General features: G+C 49.3%; 11 protein-coding genes. 6 read left to right on the forward strand and 5 right to left on the reverse strand.

Going from position 1 to position 18,941, the window contains the following annotated elements; all coding sequences use genetic code 11:
- Positions 1-115: 115 nt before the first annotated feature.
- Positions 116-1,129, reverse strand: a complete 1,014-nt coding sequence (locus AC1XUF_RS02950; protein ID WP_483340161.1) for a LacI family DNA-binding transcriptional regulator — start codon at positions 1,127-1,129, stop codon at positions 116-118.
- 275 nt (positions 1,130-1,404) lie between these two features.
- Here AC1XUF_RS02950 and AC1XUF_RS02955 point away from each other — a divergent pair, with 275 nt between their 5' ends.
- Genes AC1XUF_RS02955 through AC1XUF_RS02975 form a run of 5 tightly spaced genes read left to right on the forward strand, consistent with a single transcriptional unit; the run spans position 1,405 to position 12,085 of the window.
- Positions 1,405-4,443 (forward strand): SusC/RagA family TonB-linked outer membrane protein, encoded by a 3,039-nt coding sequence (locus AC1XUF_RS02955; RefSeq protein WP_483340162.1) that lies wholly within the window; start codon positions 1,405-1,407, stop codon positions 4,441-4,443.
- Positions 4,444-4,465: 22 nt separating this feature from the next.
- On the forward strand, positions 4,466-5,917 hold the full coding sequence (locus AC1XUF_RS02960) for a RagB/SusD family nutrient uptake outer membrane protein (protein ID WP_483340163.1): 1,452 nt from the start codon (positions 4,466-4,468) through the stop codon (positions 5,915-5,917).
- Between the two features lie 7 nt (positions 5,918-5,924).
- A complete protein-coding gene (locus AC1XUF_RS02965; RefSeq protein WP_483340164.1) occupies positions 5,925-8,222 on the forward strand; it encodes an alpha-amylase family protein in 2,298 nt (765 codons plus the stop codon).
- Entirely contained in the window at positions 8,219-10,171 is a 1,953-nt protein-coding gene (locus AC1XUF_RS02970) for a heparinase II/III domain-containing protein (protein ID WP_483340165.1), read from the forward strand. The genes AC1XUF_RS02965 and AC1XUF_RS02970 overlap by 4 nt, the downstream gene beginning before the upstream one ends.
- A gap of 21 nt (positions 10,172-10,192) precedes the next feature.
- Positions 10,193-12,085, forward strand: coding sequence for an alpha/beta hydrolase (locus tag AC1XUF_RS02975; protein WP_483340166.1), 1,893 nt, complete (start codon positions 10,193-10,195; stop codon positions 12,083-12,085).
- 83 nt (positions 12,086-12,168) lie between these two features.
- On the opposite strand, the gene AC1XUF_RS02980 is transcribed toward AC1XUF_RS02975, so the two are convergent.
- Positions 12,169-13,683, reverse strand: coding sequence for a DUF1501 domain-containing protein (locus AC1XUF_RS02980; RefSeq protein WP_483340167.1), 1,515 nt, complete (start codon positions 13,681-13,683; stop codon positions 12,169-12,171).
- A gap of 3 nt (positions 13,684-13,686) precedes the next feature.
- Positions 13,687-16,911 (reverse strand): DUF1553 domain-containing protein, encoded by a 3,225-nt coding sequence (locus AC1XUF_RS02985; protein WP_483340168.1) that lies wholly within the window; start codon positions 16,909-16,911, stop codon positions 13,687-13,689.
- A gap of 157 nt (positions 16,912-17,068) precedes the next feature.
- On the opposite strand from AC1XUF_RS02985, the gene ypfJ reads away from it, so the two are divergent.
- Positions 17,069-17,914 carry a KPN_02809 family neutral zinc metallopeptidase gene (ypfJ, locus tag AC1XUF_RS02990; RefSeq protein ID WP_483340169.1) on the forward strand — a complete coding sequence of 282 codons (846 nt, stop codon included), beginning with the start codon at positions 17,069-17,071 and terminating at the stop codon, positions 17,912-17,914.
- A 67-nt stretch (positions 17,915-17,981) separates the two neighbouring features.
- On the opposite strand, the gene AC1XUF_RS02995 is transcribed toward ypfJ, so the two are convergent.
- Positions 17,982-18,695 (reverse strand): phytanoyl-CoA dioxygenase family protein, encoded by a 714-nt coding sequence (locus tag AC1XUF_RS02995; protein ID WP_483340170.1) that lies wholly within the window; start codon positions 18,693-18,695, stop codon positions 17,982-17,984.
- A gap of 6 nt (positions 18,696-18,701) precedes the next feature.
- Positions 18,702-18,932, reverse strand: coding sequence for a DUF4287 domain-containing protein (locus AC1XUF_RS03000; protein WP_483340171.1), 231 nt, complete (start codon positions 18,930-18,932; stop codon positions 18,702-18,704).
- Positions 18,933-18,941: the final 9 nt, after the last annotated feature.

Raw genomic sequence — 18,941 nt, forward strand, 5'->3', positions numbered from 1 at the left:
TGAAGGCCCATTGATCAGGTAAAACGTTAATTTTTAAAGTGTTTTTAGTGTACTTGCCTGATGTAAAGACGCATATATGCAGACAATACCCGCCCAACTCTCAAATAAAACGCCATCAGACGATATTACTTGACCCTCTCAAAACCAATGAACTTTCCAAAACGACCCGTTCAAATGCAAACCGGGCGCTGTTCAGCTCCTTGAATACCAGTTCCATAGCTTTTTCGCCCATTTCATAGGCGGGCTGTGAAACGGAGCTTAACGGGGGGTCCAGTAACTCGTTGGTGGGTTCGTTGTAAAAACCAATAATGGACAGGTCCTGCGGGATACGGATACCGCGCTGCTTTGCAATTACCAGTGCCCATTGCGCGATCTGGTCGCTGTAGGCAAGGAGGGCATCAGATTTTGAATCGGAGTCAAACAAGGCGTTGATTACCTCGGCCATCGTTTCCTTTTCCTGTTGAACGACTACTTTAATGATCTGGTTATCAATCGGTATGTTGTGGTCAGCCAGAGCCTGGCAGTAACCCTCGAATCTTTTCTGACTGATTTGCAAATGCTCAGGCCCTCGTAAAAAGGCGATTTTTCTTCGTCCCTGTGCGATCAGTACAGAAGTGGCCTCGTAAGCAGCATGGTGATTATCGATCAGCACTTTGGAACAGGTAATTTCTTCACAATCACGGTTGAACAACACGAGCGGGACGTTTTTTCGCTGGATTTTGAGTAAATGATCGTAGTTGGTGGTATTGGCGGACATGGATAGCACAATGCCCGAAGTTCTCGAGGTCAGCAAGCTGTGTATTTGTCTCACTTCTTTTTCATAGCTGTCGTCTGTTTGGCATATAAGTAGCTGGTAGCCATGTTTTTCTGCAACATCCGCCATGCCGGGAATGGCTTGTAAATACAATGCATAACTGATTTTAGGAACGACCACCCCAATGGTATTGCTGCGGCGGTTGAGCAATTGAAACGCCAGTTGATTGGGCTCATAGTCGAGCTTTTCGGCGAGTTCATATACCGCTTGCCGGGTAGATTCCCTGATATCAGGGTGATTTTTCAGAGCTCTTGAAACGGTGGATATGGAAATCCCGAGTTTCGTTGCGATGGTCTTCAGTGTGATATCTTCCATATCGTATATAACGTTGCCAACTTGAAAAAATCTAAATTCTATTACTTGTCTAAACAACGGAAGAAAACAGTCTTTTACAAGGAAATAGTTGAACTGATTTTGCCGCAAATTACTGCAAAGGTTTGCGAAAACGTTTGCGGAAATTTTTTAACAATTTTATTTGCAGTGAGTTAAATAAAATTTCATCTTTCTCAAAGATAGTGTTTTAATGACACATTTGAGTTGTCAAACGCCTCATTAAAATGCTATTCCTAAACCTTTATACATTCAATTTTATGAGAAAGAACTACAATCCGACAGGGCTGTCCAGGTTGTGCCTGATCCTGTCAATCTTGCTGCTGTGGCAAGCGCAGGAAAGTTTTGCATCTTCGTTGGCCGCGATCAGCGGCAGGGTTACTTCGGAAAAAAACGAAGCGCTGGTGGGTGTCAATGTCATTGTAAAAGGTACCTCCACAGGTACGACTACCGACACGGAAGGCCGGTTTGCCCTGAGCGTCCCCGAAGGCAGCGATGTGTTGATCTTTTCGTTTATCGGCTACATTTCAAAAGAAGTGACCATTGGAGGTCAGTCGGAGATCCTCGTACAGCTGGCAGCGGACACCAAAATCCTGAACGAAGTAGTGGTAGTGGGTTATGGTACTCAGCGGAAAAGCGATGTGACCGGTTCACTCACCTCCATTTCAACGGATCAATTTAAAGACCAGCCTGTGAACCGCCTTGACCAGATTCTGCAGGGCCGGGCCTCGGGCGTCCAGGTAACGAACGCGTCAGGTTCGCCCGGCGGTGACGTGCGGATCAGGATAAGGGGAGCGAATTCCATCAACAGCGACAATAGCCCGCTTTATGTGGTCGACGGCTTTGTGGGAGCGGATTTTAATAACATTAATCCGGATGACATCGCTTCCCTGGAAGTCTTGAAGGATGCTTCCGCAACAGCTATTTATGGCAGCCGGGGCTCCAACGGGGTGATTATCATCACAACCAAAACCGGTAAAAAAGGAAGCATGCAGGTCAACTTCGGTGCGCGTTTTTCGTCGTCGGAGGTTCTGAAGAAAATGGACCTGCTCCATGCGGCTGACTATGCCCAAACGGTGAACGAAAGGGCCGCTGCAACCAACGGGAACCCGGTTTTCTCTCAGGCCCAGATTGACCAGTTTAAACAAAGTGGCGGGACCAACTGGCAGGACGAAATACTGAGAAAGGCGGGAGGACAGGAATACCAGCTGGGAATTTCTGGCGGAAACGACAAAACGACTTATCTGATATCGGCCAACTATTTGAAGCAGAATGGTATCATCGATAACTCTGATTATCGTAGATACACCGTCCGCTCCAACATTAATTCGCAGGTTTCGGATCAATTTTCGGTGCGCCTCAACTTTACAGGAACGCGTCGTGAAAACCACAATACGAGCGGCACAGGTGCGCGCGGTAGCGCATTGGGCCAGGCATTTGCGTGGTCGCCCACGACGCCTGTATATGACGCGACGGGCAATTACACTTACCGTGACCCGGTAGGCTCTATTTTCGAGAATCCGGTTGCACGGGCCATGGACGCGGACAACCGTATCAACCGCAGTATCGTGAACCTGATTGGGGGTATGAAATATGAATTTATACCTGGGCTGTCGCTGGATGTTCAATATGGTGTCAACTACGTGAATCAGCAGGATAAGACATATGCGGGACCGCTGATTACCAGCTATTTGCCAAGGGCCGGGCGTGCCTCGGGAGAGCAGGTCACTCTGCAGAACACCAATTCTATCAACTACAAAAAAGTATTCAGCGGCAAACATAGCCTGGATATCATCGGTGTTTTTGAAACTCAGAAACAGATCGGAGAGTCGTTTTACGCCAATGCGACCAACCTCACTTATCCTGCCCAGTCCTACAACAACCTGTCCCTCGCGGCTTCCAATCAGATTGGGTCTGGTTATTCGAAATGGAGCCTGATGTCATACCTGGGGCGGATCAACTACGGATTTAATGACCGATACCTGCTCTCTGCGACGATCCGCCGGGACGGGTCTTCCAAATTCCAGGACGGCAACAAATGGAGCGTTTTTCCTTCGGTCGCATTGGGCTGGAAGGTTTCGGAGGAAGCTTTTATGAAAAGTCAGCACGTTTTCAACACTTTGAAATTGAGGGGAAGCTGGGGTTTGACGGGTAACCAGGCCATTAATCCGTATGGCACGCTGTCGAGCTACATTACCAATGTCGACGACGCCGGGGTCCCATTCACCTCGGGTTACTTTACCAATGGCATCACCAATGGGATCGTATTGGGCAACCCAGGCAACCCCAACCTGAAATGGGAAACGACCGAGCAGGTCAACGGAGGTGCAGATGCGGAGATTCTTGGCGGAAGAGTATCATTTTCAGTGGATTACTTTGTCAAGAACACGAAGGACCTGTTGCTGAGCCAGCCGCTGCCTGCTTACATCGGCGGCAATAACATTTTGAAAAACATCGGTCAGGTGCAGAATAAAGGCTGGGAGTTTTCTGTAGAAGCTTCGATCCTGGAAGGCAGAGGTTTCAGATGGAACAGCGGACTGAACTTTTCGGTGATCAAAAACAAAGTGGTGAAACTGGCTACCGCCAGCGATACGATTTTTACGGCAACGGAATTTGTCTTGATACCCGGCCAGCAAATGGCGGCATTCTGGGGCCTGAACTACCTGGGCACCTGGAAGGCCAGCGAGGCCGACGAGGCTGCTGTGTACAACAACAAACCTGGAGACGCACATTACCAGGACCTGAACGGGGATAAAGTGCTCGATGCCAAAGATTACCAGGTCATCGGCAGCGGGATGCCCAAGACAACATTGGGTTGGAACAACACCTTTTCATATAAAGGTTTGTCGCTTAACGTGTTCTTTCAGGGCGTCTTTGGATTTGACAAACTCAACTACACGTACGCAAACGGGATTGTGGGTAGTACCGACGTGCGTCAGCCGACCTTTGCGGCTATCAAAGACCGGTACATTCCCGGCATAAATGAAACATCCGATATTCCGGCTTTCAGCAGTGCAAAAGAAAATTTCTACACCCAGTCGACCCGCTTTTTGGAAAAAGGGGACTTTCTGAGGATGAAAAATATCAGCTTGTCCTACGACATTCCGAAGTTGGTACTCAAAAATATTGCGTCCGTCAGGGTGTTTGTCAGCGGTACCAACCTGCTCACTTTTACCAAATACAAAGGCATCGACCCGGAGTCGACTTCCAATGGTGTAGGAGATGCAGTGCAGAACATCGACCACGCATCCTATCCAAACTCCAAGACCTATACACTGGGCCTCAATCTGACATTTTAATCATCTTATATATCAAAAGATCATGAAAAAATTAGCAATTATATTCCTCATACTGATGGCCTGGGGCTGTAAGGATTTTCTGGAAGAAGATCCCAAAGGTCAGGTGGTCGGTACCAATGCCATCTCCGACATCGCCGGCCTCGAATCGGCATTGACCGGCAGCTACAAAGGTTTGCTGAGAACCTGGGCACGCGGTTTTCTGACCTCTGCTATCCAGGGGTTTGGGATGGGCGCCGATGATCTTTCCACGATCTCCGGAGGTAACAAGGCCGATTTTCGGGAGATCGATCAGTTCAATGTAACTTCTTCCAATCCAAGGCTTTCACAGATTTGGAGCGGATGTTACAAAACCATTCAGGGAGCAAATAATATCATCAATAATTATCAGGCCGTCACCGGCGACCCTGCCAGGATCAATGCGATTGTGGGGGAAGCATACTTCCTGCGGGCATTGGGATATTATTGGTTAACAAGAGGTTATGGTAACATTCCGCTGATCACTACTGCGGATTTCTCCGAGGAATTGCTTTCCATCCAGAAGAGCTCACCCGCCGAGATTTACGCATTGATAGAGGCTGATTTGAAAAAGGCGGAAGAGTTGCTGCCCGACAAAAAACGCGATCCGGGCAGACCCAACAAGGGCTCAGCGAAAGCTATGCTGGCAGACGTGTATCTGACCGAAGGCGGCTGGCCGATTAAAGATGCGTCAAAATATGCACTGGCCGCAGCAAAAGCCAAAGAAGTGATTGATAACAAGGCAGTTTACGGTTTCGATCTCGTTTCCGACCTGGCAACTTTGTGGTCGGGAACGGCTTCTGCGACAGGTACCGCCGAGGAGGTTTTTGCTTTCCAGACTTCTGAGAATTTTGGCGGGTCTACCAACTCCTTTTATGGTTTGCCAGCTGTACCAGGCGATGAAAATGGCTGGGACGATTACCTGGCGGAAATTGGTTTTTTTAACAAATTTCCAGCCGGAAAGCGCAAGGATATCACTTTCCATACAGTTTTTACCAAACCCGACGGCACGAAGGTACCTTGGCAGAACAGTCTTGCCAAGCATCCCTACTATGCCAAATTCAGATTGGCCGATAATACCAAATTCACTTCTTCCATGCCTGTGCATATGATACGCTATGCGCATGTGCTCCTGATCTATGCCGAGGCGCAGGCCATGGCGGATGCGACACCCAACGCACAGGCTTACGCGTCGGTGAATGCAGTTCGGAAGCGCGCGGGATTGCCGGATTTGGCCGGGCTTTCCAAAACGGCGTTTGTGAGCGCGGTTGTAGACGAGCGCGCCTGGGAGTTTGCGGGAGAATGGACACGCTGGTTTGACTTATTGCGGCTTGAAAAGGTGGCGGAAGCCAATTCCAACAAAGCCGCAGACGACCTGAAACCGATCGGCAATCTGAGCAGGGACAATTTCTGGTACCCTGCGCCAATCGGTGACGCCAATATTAATCCTAATTTATAAGTTGCTGATGTTCAGGAAGTATTTTGGTATCATGTATTCGTGCTTCTTCGTGCATTCGTGGCTGGTAAAATGCCCAGAACACACGAAGAAGCACGAATACTTTCTTCGTTTTTTCTGGGTAATTGCGGCCTGCCTTGTTTGTTCAAACGGTTTTGGTCAAAATGCTCTTAAACAATGGCAATTTGAAAACGATCACCTGATCATCAAATGGGACCTGGGTCAGGATAAAGCAACACTAACCAATAAGGCAAACGGCGCTACTGCGTGGCAGGGAAGCCTTTTGCCTTCCTTTTGGTATGAAAATTCAAAGAAAGAAAAGGCTTTCAGCAAGGCTATCGCAGATGCAATGACCGAGCAGGGCGACAAGGTATCAGTGGCATTGCGTTGGCCTGGATTGGGAAAGGGAACACTGATTATTGAAAAGAAGAACTGGGGTTGGAAATTCAGCGAGCTCACCGCCGAGTGGGCAATATTCACGCCGAAAATCATTGAAATGTACCTGGGCGCTTCTGTTGTTACAAACGGCGCGAACGTAAAACCGACCTGGGACAAGCCGTTTATGCCCGATTGGCAATCGTTTGGGTATTGTGTTCCGGGGGCCAAGGCCGGAACGGTGCAAAGCTATTTTCGCAGCTGGGATTTGGGGCATACCACCATTGCGCTTGGAAACTTCGGTCCTTCAATGGGTACACCTTACGGGGCGGCGTTCCCCAGACCTGTCCTTTTTGCAGGCCTGGGTTCCGATGATGGCTGGATTACAATCGGTGCGGGTAGCGTTCCCGACGCCGCGATGTCTTTGAAAATACAATCAACAAGAGGTTGTCTGGAATTTTTATATCGGGAGGACCTTTGGTCGGCGCCGGTCGGCAAAAGCCGGAAATGGACCGATCTGGCGCGTTTTACCATTGACACCACCGCAAGATCAAGTTTTGAAAAATATTACGCTTCTTTTCCGGAAATGAAAAAGCAGGTCAGGCCAGACGGGGCACGCAGGCAAACGGCCTCGATCTGGAACACCTGGGGGATGTGGCGGCTGCGCAAGTTCCCGATCCGCCCGATCGCCGATTTCATGGAAAAAATGCATAACGAAATCATGGTATTGGACGATCCCTGGGAATCGTCGCAGGGTTCGGGACAGCCGGACCTGAAACGTTTCCCTGATTTCTACAGCGATTTGGCCTATATCAGGGAGAAGAAAGTGGAGGTAGGGGTTTGGGAAACCATTGGCTGGATCAAAGACACCGTTGCGTGCGGTTTAACATCGAAAGACCTCATTCTGGATAAAAGCGGCAGGCCCTGCATGGCCAACTGGAATTTTGACCCAACCGGCGATGCGTATTATTGCCTGGATGCTAGTTCTGAGCATACCAGAAAGTTCCTGCGGGACCGCACCGTGCGGATTATGAAAGAGATAAAACCACGGCTGATCAAATTGGATTTCGGTTACGGGTTACCAAGCCCGGATATGGGCGCGCCAAGAAATCCCGCATTGCGTGGCGAGAGACATACTTTTGAACTAATGCAGCAGATCGTGAAAGCAGCGAAAAGCATCGATCCGGATGTGGTGGTCATGGGCTACGGCATCAGCCCGCTTTGGGTGCCGCTTACCGACCTGGTTTCGCTGGATGACCAGGGAGACCTTTGGTTTGACTTGCACCGCGGTCATCAGGAATGGAGCATTTGGGCCTCCTTGTTATCCGGTTATGGTGTCGCGATCAGCGGTTCGTCCTGTTACGACTGGTCTCTGGATGATGGTATCTTATTGAATTCCATTGTGATGGGTTCGCCGGGCGCAGTTTTGCCAAGCGAAACGGAAGATGGCAAGTCGGTCCCCAATGTATTTCTGAACCGCCGGATGGCTGTAAACCTCTGGCACAGAAGAACAACCCAGTGGCAGCCCAAATGGTACAACAGCCATACCGGCAATATGAAAGCACCGCCCCAGCTTAGGGTATGGGGTAGGCAGGAAGTATTATCGGATCAAAATGCATTGACTTCATTGGTTTTGAGGGATTTGGGAAGAGAAAATAAAGTTTTTGAAAACATTAGCGGCACCGGAACCTGGGCCATTATTTCACAAAATGACCAGGATATATTCAAATCGGGCAGTATAGCCGTAATCCCTTTTTCGGAAGGGACTATTGAAATTCCGCTAGTCACAAAACCGCAAAAAATCACACATCGGAATACAGAAGGAGAAAGGCCATTCGACCATTGGGATTGGCAAAATGGAAAACTGGTGATCAAAGTCTCCGGTGAAGAATTTGCCAATACCGCCGGATTTTTAATTGAATCTCAACAATGAAATTACGACTAACATTTATTGCCCTTATCATCCTAGTTACCACGATATCCGGGAGTTTGGCGCAGCCATTTCCCCGAAACCTGCTGGCCAAATTCACAAAAGAAGAAATCGCCAAATCGCTGATCCCGAAAGATCAGTGGAAGCCGTTTCCAAAGACAGTAACAGACTGGAAAAACACTGTCCCTGACTCGATCAGGCAAATGCTGATTGTGGACGGCGAGAAATCTTTGGGTAAGCCTTTTACTGCCATTCCGGCTTCACTCACCTTGGAATACCAGAAAACCGGAAACCGGACGGGTTACGAAGATGTATCATTCCAAAAAAGAGAGCAGCTTTTTGGGCTGATACTGGCTGAGTCTCTGGAGCAAAAAGGACGGTTTTTGACGGATATCGTGAATGGGATCTGGTCAACCTGCGAGGAAACTTACTGGGGCATTCCGGCGCACTTGTATATGCAGAAAGCAGGAATAGGCTTACCTGATATACAAGATCCGGCGGTTGATATTTTTGCCGTGGAAGCTTCGACCATTCTGGGGCTTGCGGATTATTTTCTGGGAGAGAAGCTTGACAGTATTTCTCCGTTGATACGCAAACGGATCTATTATGAAGTCGATCGGAAGATACTAACCCCAATGGAATCGAACAGCGACCAGTTCTGGTTTACAAAAATTGGTACCAAAGCAGCGCCTGTCAACAACTGGAACCCGTGGGTCGTGAGTTGCTGGATGACTTCGCTTTTACTGGTCGAAAAAAATGAAAACCGCAGGGTGAGCGAGTTGCGCCACGCCATGCAAATTCTGGACAATTACCTCAACTGGCTCGGTGAAGATGGCGCTATCGACGAAGGCCCCAGTTACTGGTCGGGCGCTATAGGCAGGTTATTCGATGCATTGAAACTAATGGAAAGTGCATCTGCCGGGAAGCTGCAGATTTATGACCAGCCGCTGGTGCAAATGGCCGAGGCTTACATGTACAAGGTGCACATTTCGGGCAATTATTTTATCAATACAGCCGATGCGTCGCCTACGATCAATCAGGACGGCCTGTTGCTTTATCGTATTGGAAAATCCGTTCGTGACCCGGTCATGCAGCGTTTCGGGAGCTGGGCTTACCACCATTTAAATGAAAACAACCCGGTGCCAAAGGATTTCTCCAAGCCTCGCAGGCTTTGGAACCTCACAGCGATCAGGGATTGTGCGAAAGAGACCGGTAGCCCGGCAGAACTGGGTGACGTATGGCTGCCCGGGATTCAGTTGATGGCTTCCCGGTCGGCATCCGGGCTTTTTACAGCTTCCCATGGCGGACATAATGCGGAAAGCCATAATCATAACGATGTCGGGGATTTTGTGTTATTTGCTGGCGGACAGCCTGTTGTGATTGACGTTGGTTTTGGTACTTATACGGCCAAGACGTTCTCAAAAGACCGGTACACGCTCTGGTACAACAATTCGGCCCACCACAACCTGCCGCTGATCAATGGTTTTGAGCAGCAGGCCGGGCCGGAATTTGAAGCCCGGAACGTGACATATCACAAAACGGGGGGCGGCGCGTCTCTGGAAATGGACATCGCTGCCGCTTACCCGGCTGATGCGGGAGTTACCACCTGGAAAAGAACCGTTAACCTCGATAAAACTAAAAATGTGCTCCTGGTTACGGATGATTACAGTTTGAAAACCTGTACCAAGCCGCTCAACCAGGTTTTCATGACGGTCTGTAACACCAGCCTTGACCAGCCCGGAAAAGTCGTCTTTGAAATTCCGGGGGCCAAGCCCGTTACCATGCAATATGACGCGAAGTTCTGGCAGGCAAGTAAAGAACAAATGCCCACGGGCGCACCGGACGAAAAGAGATTGGCCGATAACTGGGGGCAAAGGGCTGTTTGGCGCATTTTGCTGACCGCCAAATCCAAAAAGACAAAAGGGGTTTCCCGATACGAATTCAAGCAGTAAGCAATTCACTTCGTTTTCACCATGTATAAATTTGACCTGACTAACTTCTTAAAAATCGCCCTGCTGCTTTTTCCAATCTGTTTTGAGGCGCGGGGCCAAACCGACGTCCCCTACCAGGACCTGACCCACGAAAGCAAAGTTTTTGGGCATGAAAAATACTACCGGCTGTATTTGCCTGAGGAATACAAAACTTCGCAAAAGCGGTTCCCTGTAGTATATTTCTTTCACGGCTGGGGCGGGAGGCATTTCAAGGATGAAAGTGCCAGGCTGGATTACGTGAAATTGCAGGAGTTGGTGGATAAGTACCATATCATCATGGTGATGTGGGACGGCAATATCGATTTGAAAGAGCCGCGCCCCTATAACGTGGGTAATCATGAAGATGTGAAGTTTCAGGTGCAGATGAAAGACTACTTTCCCGAACTCGTGCAATACATTGACGGTACCTACCGGACCATCTCCAATCGGGACAACCAGTCTATCATCGGGTTTAGCATGGGAGGTTTTATGTCGCTTTTTCTGGCAGGGAAATATCCGGATATGGTGAGTGCAATGGTGAGCATGATGGGAAGTCCGGAGTTTTTCGTGGGCACGCCTGATCATCAGACTCTCTACCCGGTGCGCTATACTTTTGAGAATTTAAAGGATGTGAAAGTTCGCATACATACCAGTCCGACCGATATTTTATATGATCTCAACCAGGAGGTAAAAGCCGGAGCGAAATGGGAAGGTAAGCCGATACAGATGGAAGAATTCCCGGGCGGGCACATGGTGGATGTGGCCGGAAAGACCGATGTTTTTGAAAAAGCCATGCGCTTCGTAAGCCAGGAAATGGGTAAGCCGCATCCGGTTCCTACGAAATGGTCGCACTATGATCTTTACGGCAATTTTGGCCTTTGGGGATATGAGGTAACAAGCGCTAAGGATCAGCCCGGGTTTATTTATCTGAAAGACGTGACAAAAAACGGTTTTGGGTTATATACTAAAAAATGGCTCCTGCATGGACCAACGGTGGAAATGGGCCATATTAAGGTTACAACCGCCCCGATTTACGAGCCAGGAACCACATACAAAGCAGCTACTTACCATTTAGGATCAGAGAAAGTCGACCTGAAAAATGTGCAGGCGGATGCAAAAGGAAGGATTGCATTGGATCTTGATCCTGCTGGCAGCGAAACGGGAATTTACGCTGTAAACGGCAGGCCAGACTGGGGTTTTGTTGATTACAAGATCAATGGAAAAAAGAGCCTGAAGAGTAGCAATGAGCCTAATCAACTGGCTGTAAAGTTATTTAACAGGGGAAAGGAAGGAAAAGCAGCGCATTTGAAAGTGACCATAAGTGCTGAGGGTGAGGGAATTACTGTTAAGGATTCTGTCAAAATGTTTTCTTCCAACTCGGGTGTGCGAGTTCTTGAAATTGCTGGATTTAGTATAATGTGTTTTAAGAAACCGCCTGTCCATGCGGAACCGGCGGACGTTAAACTAAAAATAACCGTTTCCAATGGTGCAGATTCCAGGAGTACGGTCGTCAATGTTCCTGTTGATTTTGATGTGCCTTATTTTACAAACCTAAAAATGGATGATGGGGTAGCGGTCCGACAGGATGCTTTGGGAAAGGGGAATGGAGACGGCGAGGTCAACCCCGGCGAAGATATCCTGATATATGAAGGCAACAACAGGCTCAGAATTTATGCCGAAGATGTGGGGATTGTGAACGCACAGGAAAAATTTACTGACGAAATGATTCCGGGCCGCTGGCCCGACGGGTTTACCCAAAACTCGATTATCCACATCTCGCCCGATTGCAAAGACGGTCAGGAAATAGACTGCCTGGCCAGCTATGAGACCAAAACCTTTAATCCGATTGAGCGGAAAGTGATCTGGGGGAGAGTTAAGCTGAAAGTGAAAAAGTGATTTTAGATGAAGGTTTTATGCCACGAATACACGGATAAGGCACGAAGGCATTCGTGTTTCTTTCGTGTATTCGTGGCTATAAATCAAGAGCCCAGAAGACCCTGCACAACTTTCCCGTGCACATCAGTCAGGCGGAAACGTCGTCCCTGAAATTTATAGGTAAGCCGCTCATGATCAACACCCATTAAATGCATTAAGGTGGCGTGGAAATCGTGCACGTGGACCGGGTCTTTCACAATGTTGTAACTGAAATCGTCCGTCTCGCCATAGCTGATCCCCGCCTTGATGCCCGCCCCGGCCATCCACATGGTGAAGCACCTCGGGTGATGGTCGCGGCCGTAATCGTCGGCAGTGAGCTTACCCTGGGAATAAACGGTCCGGCCGAATTCGCCGCCCCAGATCACCAGTGTGTCATCCAGTAAGCCCCTTCTTTTTAGGTCCATGATCAATGCCGCGGTTGCCTGGTCCGTTTGTTTGCACTGGTTGGCGATGCCCTTTGGCAGCCCGCCGTGCTGGTCCCAGCCCTGGTGGTAGAGCTGAACAAACTTCACGTCTTTTTCCAGCAACTTTCTTGCTAGTAAGCAATTAGCGGCATAAGTGCCTGCATCGCGACTTTCAGGCCCGTACAAGTCAAAAACATCGTCGGGTTCGTCGGATGTATCGATAACCTCGGGCACGGAAGTCTGCATGCGGAACGCCATCTCATATTGCGCAATGCGGTTGTCAATTTCCGGGTCGCCATACGAATCGTTTTGTAGCTGGTTCAGTTTGGCGAGGTATTGCAGCATTTCTTTTCTGTCGGTACCGTCGTAACCTTCGGGATTGTTGAGAAATAAAACAGGATCTTTCCCGGAACGGAATTGGACGCCCTGATGCCGCGATTCCAGAAAGCCATTTCCCCAAAGTCTTGCATACAAAGGCTGGTCCTTAGGCGCGTTTTTGGAGACCAATACAATGAAGGTGGGCAGGTTATTATTATCCGTACCCAGCCCGTAACTTACCCAGGAACCGATGGAAGGCCTTCCGGGAAGCTGGTTGCCGGTTTGGAAAAAGGTAATTGCCGGATCATGGTTAATTGCCTCCGAGTAAATGGATTTGACAATGCATAAATCATCGACCACTTTGGAAGTATACGGCAAAAGCTCGCTCACCCAGGTCTGGCTTTTCCCATGCTGACCGAATTTGTAAATGGACGGAACCATGGGCAGTGCGCTCTGGTTCGCGCTCATGCCCGTCAGCCGCTGCCCTTTTCTCACCGAATCGGGCAGGTTCTGCCCGGCGAGATGGACCAATTTGGGTTTATAATCAAAAGTTTCAAACTGGGATGGGCCACCACTCATGAACAAATAGACCACCCGCTTTGCTTTGGGCGCTATGTGTGGCAATGCTTTGAGTATATCCGCCTCCAGATCTCCCGTAGGCTGAGCCTGTCGGGAGGAAGAGCCGTATAACTTATCCAGTCCAAAGAGGGAGCCGACGGCCAAAGCGCCAATCCCCAATGAAGTTTTGGTCAAAAACCTGCGGCGGTCCAGCTTTTTGTGGAGCTCGTTAAATTCGGGGGTATGCAGCCTGAATTCGTCGTCGTGGTGATGGTACATGGCTTATCTTTTGGTTAAACAGGCGTCGGAGTTGAGAATGGTGCTGGCGACAACGCTATTGGCGGCGACGCGGGACGGATCGAGCTTTTTGGTCACTTGATACTGACCTGTCGACAGCCAACCCTCAGCCTTTTTCAGATCTTTTCTGAATTTGTCTTGTTCGAGTTTTTGTAAAGTGAGCAGTAACTCCACTTCTGCGATTGGCGGTTTTCGGCCCGTCAATTTTCGATAGGTAATGGTGATGGCCGATTTTTCGTCAGCTATTCTGGTCATTTGTTCGCCCAATACCCTCGCCGCCTCAATGAAGGTCGGGTCGTTTAAGGTAACCAATGCCTGCAAAGGCGTATTGGTTTTTTGCCTGCGAACGACACAGAAACTTCTCGAAGTGGCGTCGAAAGTGGAAAGGGTAGGGTTGGGTACCGACCTCTTGGCAAGAATATAAAGACTTCGGCGATAGACCGCATCCCCGGAATCGGGAACGTAATTGCTGCTGTTGATCGACCATAAACCATCGGGCTGGTAGGGTTTTATACTTTTACCGCCAATCTTTTTATTCAATAATCCACTCGCCATCAACACATTATCCCGTATCATTTCTGCAGACATGCGGTTGGCAGGTCCCCTGGCAAGCAAACGGTTTTCCGGGTCTTTTTCCCTTACGTCTTTATTGGTACGCGAATCCTGCCGGTAAGTGGCCGACATGACAATGAGCTTATTCATTTTCTTGATATCCCAGCCCGATTCCCGGAACGTAACGGCAAGCCAATCCAACAATTCGGGGTGACTGGGCATTTCTCCCTGGTTACCAAAGTCTTCGGTGGTTTTTACGAGCCCAATGCCGAAGAAATTCTGCCACAGCCGGTTTACTTCAACCCTCGCAGTCAATGGATTGCCGGGATGTGTCAGCCACTGCGCAAGGCCGTACCGGTTTTTCGGGAAATTTTTCGGGAATGCGAGAATAGAAGAAGGGGTCGATGGGAAAACTCTTTCACCTAATGCATCGTAGTTACCCCGGATTAAAACATGTGCCTGTTTTGGCTTTGGCATTTCCTGCATCACCATCAACTCGCGGACATGTTCCGTGGAGTCACTTTGCGCTGTTCTCGTTTTCTGCAATTCCAGTTGGGATTTGGCAATTTTCTGATCGATACCGGCCATATAAAAATCCTTTAAGGTGGCAATTTCGGCCTGGGTAAGTTGAGAAGGCTGCTTTTCGGCGATTACGTCCCATGCATTTTTTCCGGCCAGGATCCCTATTTCAAAAGGAGTAAGTTCGCGGTTGTAGATCGCAATATCATCTACTTTCCCATCCTTAAAGCCCAATCCCCGCCACCAGCCGCCGATCTGCAAGCCCGGCTGACTGGAACCGTTGAAGAGGATATCTTTCGTCAGCTGATCCATGGTTGTTTCCATGGGAGCTTCATTTCCATTGAGATACAATCTAAACCCATTGGCCTTGGAAGAGCCGTCATAGGTGATCGTCAGCTGAACCCATTGGTTTCTGGGTACCGGTTGTTTGGTAACCTTCGTGATAGCATTGGACGGCGAGGTGTGTGCCATGTTCAGTTCAAACCGGTCGTTTTTGAGGTATAAATGATATCCTCTGAAATTGTACAACCGCTCCGCGTTGCTTTTGTGCAGGATTACACCTTCTTTCAATTCTTTGGGAATATTAACCCAGATCCCGATCGTAAAAGGTTCGGATTTTCTGAAAACCCCTGCAGGCGAAAGGTCAAGGAAAATATCGCCGTTCAAATGCATGACTTCGCCTCGTGATGATTTCTCGAATTCAGGTGCACCTCCTTCCTGCCCGGATTCACGCTTCATGACGCCCGCTGCTTTTGGATCAGCCGCATTTTTCAATAGCCCCTTGTCAAATGGAAAATAAGCCTGAAGTCCTGGCTGCGGAATGTCTTGTTTCGCTAAACGCTTGTAGCCGCCCGAGCTTAGCCATTGATCAAAGGCAGGCCCCGCGTTCTTCTTCGCGTCGGTCAATGCCTGCTCCTGATTCGTGATATTAGATTGAATAAAACGTAGCATTTTCTCTTGCTCGGCCGTCGGGAGCATCAGGGTTGGCGTGGGCAATGCGTCATCCCAGGATATCTGGCCTGCCTCTTTTACATTATTGAAAAAACTGAAAAGCTCATAGTAATTTTTCTGGGAAATCGGGTCGTACTTATGGTCGTGGCACTTGGCGCATCCCACAGACAAACCCAAAAATGCATCCCCGAATGTATTGGTACGGTCGACCACATATTCCGTCTGAAATTCCTCTTCAATGATACCACCCTCCATATTTTGCTGATGATTCCGGTTGAAGGCGGTGGCGATCCGCATATCCCTGGTAGGTTTCGGCATTAAATCGCCGGCGAGCTGCCAATGTACAAACTGGTCGTAATGCATATTCCGATTGAAAGCACCGATCACCCAATCGCGGTAGGGCGACATATCCCTCAGCCGATCCACCGTGTACCCGTGCGAATCGGCAAAGCGGGCCAGGTCCAGCCAGTCGACGGCCATTTTTTCGCCATAGTGGGGAGAATTCAGCAGACGGTCGACTTGTTTTTCGTATGCTTTTGCGGAATTGTCTTTTACAAAAGCATCAGTTTCTTCCAATGTTGGCGGCAGTCCTGTCAGGTCCAGCGATAATCGTCTCAGCAGGATTTCTTTTCCGGCCTGGGCAGAAGGCTGCAACTTCTCTTCTTCGAGTTTTTTGAAAACAAAATGATCGATGGGGTTAACAGCCAGGTGATCATGGACAGTCGCCGGGATCTCTGCTTTTGCCGGTTTTACAAACGCCCAATGCGGTTTGTACTCGGCGCCGTCGCGTATCCACTTGATCAGGACCGCTTTTTCTTTGGCGGACAGGGTCAGATGCGATTCCGGGGTGGGCATCCTATATTCCGGATCGGAAGAAATAATCCGGTGAAAGAATTCACTGCCAGCCAGGTCTCCCGGATCAATGGCAACGCGGCCCGACTCTTTTGCCTGTTTAACGAAGGCAAATTCGGCCAGGTCAAGTCTCAGACCGCCTTTTTGCTTTGCCTTATCGGGGCCGTGGCAGGCAAAACATTTATCTGAAAGCACGGGTTTTACATGCCGGTTGTAATCCAGCTCTCGCGGCAGCTCTTTCATGGCCAATTCCACATCTTCGGGCAGATCTGGTGAACAGGACAAGAGCAGGCAGGAAGCTAACAGGCAGTAAAGGAAAATGTGAACCGGTTTCATGTAAACTATAAGTCGGTTTAACAAAAATATAATTGAAGATTTGGTATAAATAATGCGGTGAGGAATAATTCTGAGATATTTACATCACTATCCAGCTGTTGTGGCACATTATTCGCTAGATATTTTTCAAATCGTTTTTAACCTAAATAATTAATCTATGCGTTGGCAGGATTTACGGAGAAGCAGCAATGTGGAAGACCGCCGGGGTATGTCCGGGGGCGGTAAAATTGCACTGGGTGGCATTGGTACCATTATTGTGCTGGCGATTGGCCTCTTAACCGGGCAGGACCCGGGTGAGATCCTTTCCAATATTCAGGGAACGCAGACGGAGCAGGCACAGACACGTCCGCCAGGGCCACGCCCGGACGATAAAACTGCTGATTTCGTTTCCAAAGTACTAGGCAGCACGGAAGATGTCTGGACGGAAATTTACTCGGAAAATAATGCTCAATATGAAAAGCCAAAACTGCAGATCTTTGAGGATGCAACTCAGAGCGGCTGCGGCGGGGCGTCTTCCGCGATGGGCCCGTTCTACTGTCCGGCGGATCATAAGGTATATATTGACCTTTCATTCTGCGATGAGCTGCGCGAAAGGTTCAATGCGCCCGGTGATTTTGCGGTAGCTTATGTGGTGGCGCATGAAGTAGGGCACCATGTGCAGAACTTGATGGGGCTGAGCGAGAAAATGCAGGAGGAACGGAGCAGGCTGAGCGAAGCGGAATACAACAAACTTTCCGTCAAGCTGGAACTGCAGGCCGATTTTTTGGCGGGCGTTTGGGCCAATCACGCCCAGGAAATGAGCAAGATCCTTGAACCTGGTGACCTGGAATCGGCACTTAACGCTGCCAATGCCATTGGCGACGACAAGCTGCAGCAGGAATCACAAGGCCGCATTGTCCCTGATGCATTTACCCACGGCACTTCCAAGCAAAGGATGTATTGGTTCAAAAAGGGTTTCGACACCGGCGATCTGAGCCAGGGGAAGTACGAGGATATACAGTAAGAAGAATACGCTGATTTAATATTTGGGCTGCCCATGAAGATGGTGATCTTCATGGGCAGCCCAAATATTAAGCCGGGAGCAGCGGAGGCTGTGCCATGAAACGCGGGTTTGTACCACGATGAGGCTGGGCGGAATGTACCAGGAAAGGGTGGCACAGATATACGGTCCCTGCTTTTCCGGTGGCATTTACTTCGGGCCTCTGGGCAGTGGCTTCAAGCTTTCCGGCCAGTTTCAGGAACGTAAGGCCCTTTTCCCCGTATGGTTCGAGGATTCGGGTTACGTCAAGATGCGAGCCCTCCCGTATGCGGGTCGGTGCATCCAGCTCGCCGACGTCCGAAAACAGGAATAGCATCAGCAAGGCCCGCCCCTTGGAATGTACATTGATACGCCATTTGAAATAATCGGCGGGATCTTCATCCGGGAAACTTGCTTCCACGTGCCAGCCGGTATCCCCGGGATCATCATTGGATGGAAAGCGAACGGGAAATGTACCCAGACTGTAACGCGGCAACCATTTACCCACCCCCAGCAGTTGGTCAAATGCAGCATGCAGCGATGGCATATTTGCCGCCCGGGAAAACGGTTCCTGAGCGTAATCGCCCAGCCTGATTACAGGTTTTGTCCAGGTAGACGGGTCTGCCGGGTCGCAACCTGTATCTCTCCAGAGAATAGCCCGACCTGCACGGGCGATATCATCCGAAAAAACATTTTCGAGCTTGATATAACCTTTGAGATGATAATCTCGGATATCGCTGTCGGTTAACAGGGCTGCTGATTCCATCAAAGCTTAGTCGCTGTTTTCGTCCTTGGCGCCTTTAAGAAGGGCATATATGGCCATTGCGTGGCCGTGTCCCAGTTCGAAATCGGCCTGAAGCCATTTTACAATGTCGCCGGCTTTAATGCCCGATTTGATATGGCCAGCGTCGGTGAAGCCTTTCTCTTCCGCAAGCTTTCGGAAATCCTCAGGCCCTTTTCCTGTTTTCGATTTGATTGTTTTAAGATATCCCTGAAATGACATGGCTTATCT

Source organism: Dyadobacter sp. HNCC25DJ185 (assembly GCF_056895195.1).